General features: G+C 37.6%; 6 protein-coding genes. 5 read left to right on the plus strand and 1 reads right to left on the minus strand.

Going from position 1 to position 7,725, the window contains the following annotated elements:
* The first annotated feature begins 468 nt into the window (after positions 1–468).
* The 5 genes from hisA to MM239_RS20330 all read left to right on the plus strand — a co-directional run bounded on the left by hisA (position 469) and on the right by MM239_RS20330 (position 4,589).
* Complete coding sequence (gene hisA / locus MM239_RS20310; RefSeq protein ID WP_241350161.1) at positions 469–1,182, plus strand: 1-(5-phosphoribosyl)-5-[(5-phosphoribosylamino)methylideneamino]imidazole-4-carboxamide isomerase; 714 nt, start codon at positions 469–471, stop codon at positions 1,180–1,182.
* Between the two features lie 247 nt (positions 1,183–1,429).
* Positions 1,430–2,185, plus strand: coding sequence for an imidazole glycerol phosphate synthase subunit HisF (gene hisF / locus MM239_RS20315; RefSeq protein ID WP_241350162.1), 756 nt, complete (start codon positions 1,430–1,432; stop codon positions 2,183–2,185).
* A gap of 162 nt (positions 2,186–2,347) precedes the next feature.
* Entirely contained in the window at positions 2,348–2,956 is a 609-nt protein-coding gene (gene hisIE / locus MM239_RS20320; RefSeq protein WP_241350163.1) for a bifunctional phosphoribosyl-AMP cyclohydrolase/phosphoribosyl-ATP diphosphatase HisIE, read from the plus strand.
* An 11-nt stretch (positions 2,957–2,967) separates the two neighbouring features.
* A complete protein-coding gene (locus MM239_RS20325; protein WP_241350164.1) occupies positions 2,968–3,834 on the plus strand; it encodes a LytTR family DNA-binding domain-containing protein in 867 nt (288 codons plus the stop codon).
* Positions 3,835–3,920: 86 nt separating this feature from the next.
* The gene (locus MM239_RS20330) at positions 3,921–4,589 is read left to right on the plus strand and encodes a hypothetical protein (protein WP_241350165.1); all 669 of its coding nucleotides are present in this window, start codon (positions 3,921–3,923) and stop codon (positions 4,587–4,589) included.
* Positions 4,590–5,016: 427 nt separating this feature from the next.
* Here MM239_RS20330 and MM239_RS20335 read toward each other — a convergent pair whose 3' ends face one another.
* Entirely contained in the window at positions 5,017–7,458 is a 2,442-nt protein-coding gene (locus tag MM239_RS20335) for a zinc-dependent metalloprotease (RefSeq protein ID WP_241350166.1), read from the minus strand.
* Between the last annotated feature and the right edge of the window lie 267 nt (positions 7,459–7,725).

The following is a 7,725-nucleotide window of genomic DNA, read 5'->3' on the forward strand; positions in this document are numbered from 1 at the left end:
AAATCCAACAATGGAGCTGAAAACTTCTGTGTTATAAGATCCGTCGTGGATACCCTGATCAAACGTTCGGGAAATATCTTAGAAAATCTAAATCATATAGCTAATTTACAACCTGAGTAGTTACAAAGATTGCTATTGTATTGGGAAAAGAACTATAACAGCCATCCATTTTAACCACAAATCATACATCGTGGATTCCTAGCAGGTTTACCAATATATGGATCAAGACAGATGATGGATTGCAATTGGCATTTAGACAGTATTCTGAAGTTGTAAAAAATAATTAGAGTAACTAAAACCAAAAAACAGGCAATGGAAATAGCTATTTCTTAGTAAAGAGTATAGAAAATTACTTAAGTATTATCTCGAATCAGGAGATATAATTTTTAAATTTGTGCACATTTAATACAAGCATCAATATATTAGATTTTAGACCATAAAATCTAAAATCACCAATCTAAAATCAAAATGTATATCATACCAGCAATAGACATCATCGGAGGTAAGTGTGTAAGGCTTACACAAGGTGACTACAATCAGAAAAAGGAATATCATGATAGTCCACTTGAAATGGCTAAGCGATTCGAGGATGCAGGTATCAGCAAGTTGCATTTGGTAGATTTGGATGGTGCTAAGGCAAAGAAAATTATCAATAAGCAAGTCCTTCAAAGCATTGCTTCAGGGACTTCACTTGAAGTTGATTTTGGAGGTGGAGTACAATCTGATGAAGATATAGCGCTAGCATTCGAACTTGGAGCCAAACAGTTGACTGGAGGAAGTATTGCAGTCAAAAACCCAGCGATGTTCGAATCATGGATCAGTACTTATGGAGGAGAAAAAATTATCCTCGGTGCAGATGCAAAAGATAAGAAAATTGCCATTTCGGGATGGGAAGAGACAACGGAAGTTGATTTGATTGATTTTATCAAATCTTATCATGCCAAAGGGATTAGTTATGTGATCTGCACTGATGTAGCAAAGGATGGCTTACTTCAAGGCCCTTCTGTAGCGCTTTATAAAGAAATCATGCAAGAGATCCCAGGCATCAAATTAATAGCTAGTGGAGGTGTTTCAAATGTAAAAGACCTAAAAGAACTTCAAAAAACAGGGGTGTATGGAGCTATTGTTGGTAAAGCTTATTATGAAGGGAGGATTAGTTTGGAGGAGTTGGCTGCATTTTAAGACACTAGATATGAGACATGAGACATGACACATTAGATTCAAGAAATGAGAAACTAGACAAAGATGGAATAATTTTAAATCAAGGGTGTGTTATTTTCAAAACATGTAAAATTCAGATAATTCCAAGCTTTGTGTCTACTAATTCACTAAAGCGGATTGACTCTTAAAACTTTAGAATCTTAAGTCCTTCCACCAGTTTTAAAATCTTTCATCCCGAAAAGTATCGGGACAAATCCCTTAATACAAAATGTTAACAAAAAGAATTATTCCTTGCTTAGATATCAAGGATGGACGTACGGTCAAAGGTGTCAACTTTGTCCAGCTTAGAGATGCTGGAGACCCTGTTGAGTTAGCCAAGATATATTCTGACGAAGGTGCAGATGAACTGGTGTTTTTAGATATAACAGCCACCGTTGATAAGCGTAAAACATTAGCAGAATTAGTGACCAAGGTTGCAAAGGCAATCAATATACCTTTCACAGTAGGTGGTGGAATTAGCACAGTAGAGGATGTGAAGCTACTTCTCAATGCTGGTGCAGATAAGATTTCAATCAATTCCGCAGCTGTTCACAATCCGGGAGTAATCAATGAAATGGCTTTGGAGTTTGGAAGTCAATGTATTGTGGTGGCTATAGATACCAGGAATGTAGACGGAGTTGATTTCGTACATACACATGGTGGAAGAAAGCCTACAATTCTCAATACTCAGGAGTGGGCAAAAGAAGTTTGTGATAGGGGAGCAGGTGAGATCTTATTGACTTCCATGGATCATGATGGTACCAAGGGAGGATTTGCAAATGAAATTACCGCCGAGATTTCTTCCATGCTTTCTATTCCAGTCATTGCTTCAGGAGGTGCTGGAAATATGGAGCATTTCAAGGATGTCTTTACCTTTGGAAAAGCAGATGCAGCATTGGCTGCAAGTATTTTCCACTTCAAAGAAATTCCAATTCCCGAATTGAAGCAGTATCTTAGCAGGGAAGATATCTCAATTAGGAAATGAGAGGCTGGTGAGAAGAGAGAGGCGAGAATAGAGAGACGAGAATCAAGACACTGAAATCTTGAGTAAGGGTCTTTAAATCATCATGGATTTTCATGAAATAAATGAAATTACCCGACTTAGAAATCCTTAACTGATAAGATTCAAAGTCAAACAAATATAAAAATGAACAAACTGAATATAGATTTTGAAAAGGTGGGTGGCTTAGTGCCTGCCGTGATACAAGATGTTGCAACTGGTAAGGTATTGATGCTTGGCTACATGAATCAAGAGGCTATCGATATTACTTTGGAAACTAAAAAGGTGACTTTTTTTTCAAGGACAAAGAATAGACTTTGGACAAAAGGGGAGACGTCTGGAAATTTCTTACATGTGGTTTCTTTGACAGTGGATTGTGATCAAGACACCATTTTGATCAAATCTAGACCAGAGGGGCCGGTTTGTCATACAGGAGATGATACTTGTTTTGCAGAAGAGAACAATAGCAAAACCTTTTTCATAGACACTTTAAGATCTATCATCAAGGATAGAAAGGTTAATCCAAATGATCAATCTTACACAGCTTCATTGTTTGCCAAAGGGATTAATAAAGTTGCCCAAAAGGTAGGTGAAGAAGCTGTTGAAATCGTAATTGAGGCCAAAGATGATAACAAAGATTTGTTTATGGGAGAGGCAGCAGATTTGCTTTATCATTACCTGGTTTTGTTAGAGGCAAAAGGTTATGAGCTTGATGAGGTAATGGATGTATTGATCGAAAGACATCAAAAGAAATAAATTATAAGGCGATGTTACATTTTTTGAAACAGCCTTATCCATGTGAAAATGCCAGTTGGAAAAGCATTATCCGTTTAGCTTTTCTGATTGGTTTTTTTGTGGCTACTTTTTTATTGGTTTTCCAGCCTTTTGGTCTTCATCGTATTCCAGATGAATACAAGTTAGTGATGATCTCTGGTTATGGTTTGGTAACTTTTTTATGCATGATATTCTTTCAAGGTGGATTTAAAGGACTTTTTTCGGGTTATTTTGATGAATCAATCTGGACGACAGGGAAAGAGATCGTCCAAAATCTAAGCATTTTAGGGTTGATCTCAATTGGTAATTTTCTTTATACTGTTTGGATTGGAGGAGTTGATTGGTCTTTTTATTCTTTGATGCTTTCTATAGGCTTTACTTTTGCAGTTGGGATCTTTCCTGTGTTTTTTTTGGTGATTTATAGGTACAACAAGTTGCTCAGAAAGCATACTACATCCGCAACTCATATGGAAAGCCATATTTCCAATTCCATTTCTGAATTTTCCAAACAAGATATTATTACCATTACTTTACAGTCTCAATATGCACAGGAAGATTTGGTGGTTGAATTGTCTCATCTGTATTATTTACAATCCGCAGACAACTATGTGGAGGTTATTTTTCTTGGTGAAAAAGGCGTTAAAAAACAATTGATTAGAAACACCCTTACAGAGATTGCAGGGCAATGGGAGCATGTAGGCATCATTCAGTGCCACAGGTCCTATCTAGTAAATATTCATCAAGTCAAACGCATCACTGGAAATGCTCAAGGATACAAGCTGTTTTTGGATAAAGGAAATTTGGTGGTACCTGTATCTCGTAAATTCGCAGGGAAAGTCAAAGAGTATTTGAGTCAATAGCTTTGTTATTTGTCCCTAAACTTGTCATAAATCCCTATTTAAAGCAATGAAGGTAGATTTGATTTACATTTGAATAAAAAAATCAAATGGGAAATCTACTAAAAATCACACTTTACTTTCACATTGCATTTGGGTTTACAGCCTTGCTCTCGGGGGTTTTGGCTATCCTTTTTACGAAAGGAAGTAAGAAACATAACCTCTCTGGTATGCTATACTATTGGTGCATGATAGGAATTGGAATCACAGCATTCCTAATTGCAATTCCAAAAGGAAATATGTTTTTGCTTATGATCGGTGGCTTTAGTACATACATGACGTTGACGGGTAGAAGGTATCTTCAGTTAAGAAAGCAACTTAAGCCAACATTTTCTATTGTAGATAGGCTTTTTCAAGGTATAGCGCTAGTGACTGTTTTTATTCCGATTGTCTATTTTTCACTACAATCTTGGTCAAATTTAGGAGGATTTATAGTTGTTTTCGCTGTATTTGGAAGCTTTCTCTTGTCTATGGTGTGGGTAGATATGCGTGCATCCTCTAAGCTTGAGACCTTGCCAAAGAAGTGGTTTCTTAGCATGCATATCAGTAGGATGATGGGTGCATTTATAGCAACCTTTACCGCTTTCCTTGTTATCAACTTGCATACAGATCCCGTATTTATAGCGTGGCTATTACCCACTGTAGTTTTTACTCCTTTGATTATTTATTTTCAGAGGAAGTTTGTGAAGGGAAAGACAGGAGTGGTAGGCATTTCTTGAGATTTTTAATTCCTCAGCAAGTTTACTCATGTACGGTATAAAAGGAATTGATTCATTGATGATGAATACAAGCTTTTATATGTTTCGGATGGTATTTTGAGTCAAATCTTCCCGCGGACTTAGATCCATTTATGTGACCAGTTGTGTGGTTTCCAATAGTTTTGATTTCTGTATGAACAAAGGCACAAATTGTTTTTTACATAAAGCAAAATTGTAAAATGTTTTGGGCGAAAAACAATCTATCCCCAGATATAAATTGAATATTACTTTGCGGAGTGCTTCAAGGGTTTAATGTATGTAAAGTAAAAAAAATGAAGATTTTTGGTGGTTTAAAAATCATTAGACCTATCAGTTATGTATATTCAAAGTTAGGGATAGCTTTGAATCCTGATAGGTCTATCAATGATACATTTATTGAGTTTAATTTTTAAAACTCAAAATCACAACTCATATCATCACTGCCAATTGGGGCTCCGTCTGGTATACTTACGGTTTGAGGTTTGCTAATTTCTTCTGGCAACCTGAAGTATGCGTTGATTTTTTCTGCTAAATAACTTTTATGGTGGTTTACCATATTTCTTTCTCTTTTGGGATTTAGGTTAGGGTTCAACTCATTGCTTCTTATGAAATTAAGCAAAGCCCTTGTCTCTGACTTCACTAAGTCACTTGAGCGTGAATCTTTTGCTAGCATTATCAACTGGTCTATAAACTTACCTTGAACTATGAAGCTGATCTGATTTTCATACTCATTACTTGATTGTGCATTGAATACCGATAACCTGATTATCCGAAATACATTTGCCAGCGAAGGCAATTGACTGTCAAATGCATGCTGTTGCAAGATTCTATTCGCTCTAGCAGGGTCAAACAAAAAACCAAATGTCATGTCCACCACATTCTCAACTGGAGCCATAGGGTCAAAGTTCGGTCCAGTTCTAGAGGGGAAAGTTTCTCGATTTCTACCGTAGCCCATTGGTCGTGGGGGGATCAGTTCAATGATTTGGTTTGGCAAAGCCAAGTTTTCAGGTTTGACTACATGTAAGAGGACTTCCAAGGCATCTTCTTGAGATTTGGCATCTAGCCTGCTTTGTTTCCTTTGATTGTCTCCCTTTACCTTGTAGGTGTAATCAACTCCTCCAATCAGCTTGGAAGTTGCCTCAATTTGATAGCGATGCATCATATACAAAGGCACCAAAACTTCTTCCATAAGTGCTTCTGGAGTGTTGCTTTCTATTGAATTTAGCCCAAAACTATTTAGCTTTTCTTTTCTGATTTCCATCATTCTTTTCAATTCACCAGTAGCAGACTCTCCATTATCCCAAAGGTGTGCTTGAGGATGGCTACCACTGCTATTTCTTGAATCTGAATCAGAAATAAAAGTATGTCCCGCCGAGTAAGTGTCTTCTAATAGTTTATTGAGATAGGATTTTTCATCATTCCCTTCTGGAATGATGTCGTAGCCATACCTGATAGCCCATTTATCCCAATCTCCTATTTTATCATCGTATGCATTGGAGAAGTCAAGGTTTCCGTCATTGTCCATGGTGATATATGGGTAAGGATAGTCCATGACAGAGCCGCGCGAAGTAGGAGAGGAGGCGTATGCATGTGCGAGACCTATTGTATGACCTATTTCATGAGCCGATAGTTGTCTCAACCTCGCTAAGGCCATTTCTAGCATGGCTGGGTTTTTAGGTTTTCCATCCTCGAAGGGTTGTAATAGCCCTTGAGCAATCAAGTAATCTTGTCTTACTCTAAGTGAGCCTAAGCTTACATGACCTTTGAGAATTTCTCCTGTCCTTGGATCTCTGACCGATGCACCGTAAGACCAGCCTCGAGTAGACCGGTGCACCCACTGGATGACATTGTACCTTACATCCATAGGGTCAGCACCTTCGGGCATAAGTTCTACCCTGAAGGCATTTTTAAATCCTGCAGCTTCGAATGCCTGATTCCACCAATTTCCACCTTCAAGAAGGGCAGATCTAACTGGTTCTGGAGTGCCTCTGTCAAGGTAATATATGATTGGTTTTACAGGTTCTGACAATGCGGCATTAGGGTCTTTTTTCTCTAATCTATGTCTGGCGATGTACTTCTTCTCCATTGGCTCTCCAATGGGACTAGTGAAATCCAAGTAACTGATATGGAAATACCCAGCACGTGTATCAAACTCCCTAGGCTCATACTTATCGTCTGGAAGCTGAATAAACGAGTGTCGCTGCCTTACACTCACTGCATCGGGGCTAGGAGTCACTGAGCGGATATAGCTCCCAGAAGGGGTGCCTGTGACGGTAATGGTTGCTTCCACTTCCGTATTTTGCGGGAAGTTTTTTGTCATGGCTTCATAGATAGCACTTCGTGAATTATCTACTTTGTAAGTTCCTTGACGTGCAGCGCCTAGTTTTTCTGCTACTTGATGTGCGTCTTGCAGATAGAATGAAGTTGCATCAATGATATACTTTTCATTCTCCTTTTTATTGATTTCAAATCCCCAAATTATAGACTCGGCAAATGCGTCTTTAACAGACTTAATTTCATCTGGATTTTCACTATAGGCTCTGAAATCATAATTTTTGTGTACAAGAAAAATCTTATTGCCAGCTTTTCTGAATTCGACTACTCTAGTTCTGCCAAGCTGACCTCGGTCTAGTCCAATATCATTGGATCCTACACCTGCAGCAAGTGAGTTGACATAGAGGAATTCACTTTCAAGTTTTGAAATTTCAAGGTAGATTTTGCCTTTATCATCATCTAAATAGAAATCTACAAATCCTTCTTTTTTTTGAAGTTTGCTGAAGTCAATATTTTGGCAAAGCACATTGCTCATCGAAATGAGCATCAGTAAAGTTAAAGTGTACAGTTTTCTCATGTAATGATGGTTGTAATGAAGAGATTAAATTACAAAATGCACAATATTCAGCTTTACCGATGGTGGAAATTTTCGGTTAAATTGATGCCTAAGTTGAAAAGCGATAAAGAAAATGTTAAATACTTTTATATAAAAAATGCTGTAACTACTCAGGTACATTATTTACTGACCAATATTCAAGTATTTGGAGTCTTGTGCTCCTTTGTAGCGTATTGACGCGTATTTGTATGTTAATGTACGAAAATCAGCTTTAAAGTTGGTTTATCC

It is taken from the genome of Belliella filtrata (genome assembly GCF_022549775.1).
GTDB lineage: Bacteria > Bacteroidota > Bacteroidia > Cytophagales > Cyclobacteriaceae > Belliella > Belliella filtrata.

What these genes read in the sequence shown, in the direction of transcription:
- hisA (WP_241350161.1), top strand. Translation starts at nt 469, where the DNA reads ATGTATATCATACCAGCAATAGACATCATCGGAGGTAAGTGTGTAAGG.
- hisF (WP_241350162.1), top strand. Translation starts at nt 1,430, where the DNA reads ATGTTAACAAAAAGAATTATTCCTTGCTTAGATATCAAGGATGGACGT.
- hisIE (WP_241350163.1), top strand. Translation starts at nt 2,348, where the DNA reads ATGAACAAACTGAATATAGATTTTGAAAAGGTGGGTGGCTTAGTGCCT.
- MM239_RS20325 (WP_241350164.1), top strand. Translation starts at nt 2,968, where the DNA reads ATGTTACATTTTTTGAAACAGCCTTATCCATGTGAAAATGCCAGTTGG.
- MM239_RS20330 (WP_241350165.1), top strand. Translation starts at nt 3,921, where the DNA reads ATGGGAAATCTACTAAAAATCACACTTTACTTTCACATTGCATTTGGG.
- MM239_RS20335 (WP_241350166.1), bottom strand. Translation starts at nt 7,458, where the DNA reads ATGAGAAAACTGTACACTTTAACTTTACTGATGCTCATTTCGATGAGC.